We start from the raw sequence: 478 nt of genomic DNA, 5'->3' as shown, positions 1-478 counted from the left end.
CACCGTGAACACGGCGACCGTGCCGTCCCGCCGGACCACCTCGACCGTGCTGACCTTGCGCAGGGCGCCGAGGGAGTAGAACACGGCCGGGCCGTCGGCGTTGTCGACGTGGCCCGCGACGATCGCGGTGCCCCGCTCGCCGGGGGTGGCGCCGGCCTCGTACCAGCCGGCCAGGTCCGGGCGGTCGGCGGGCGGCACGTCCAGGGAGCCGGCCGGGGTCAGCCCCAGGCCCGTCAGCGGCGCGTCCACGCCGATCGCGGGGATGCGCACCCGGTCGGGCGGCGACGGCGGCAGCGCGGGCACCGCGGACCGCGCCGGGCCGTGCGCGTCGAGTCCGGAGTGCGCCTGCGCGGCGGACGGCTGCGGCGGGGCGTCGCCCCTTCCGTCCCGCAGCAGCACGGCCCCCGCGCACAGGGCGCACACCGTGACGGCGGCTATCGCTGCGTTGCCCGGACTCCCGGTCCGGCGGAACCTGCGG

At 79.3% G+C, this 478-nt stretch carries 1 protein-coding gene; it reads right to left on the bottom strand.

Going from position 1 to position 478, the window contains the following annotated elements; translation table 11 throughout:
- The coding region (locus LPA54_RS37410) for a sortase (protein ID WP_228984902.1) at positions 1-438 on the bottom strand (438 nt) is incomplete at its 3' end.
- Positions 439-478: the final 40 nt, after the last annotated feature.

Source organism: Streptomyces sp. DH12, from assembly GCF_020873895.1.
GTDB lineage: Bacteria > Actinomycetota > Actinomycetes > Streptomycetales > Streptomycetaceae > Streptomyces.
This window is presented reverse-complemented; position numbering and strand designations above follow the sequence as displayed.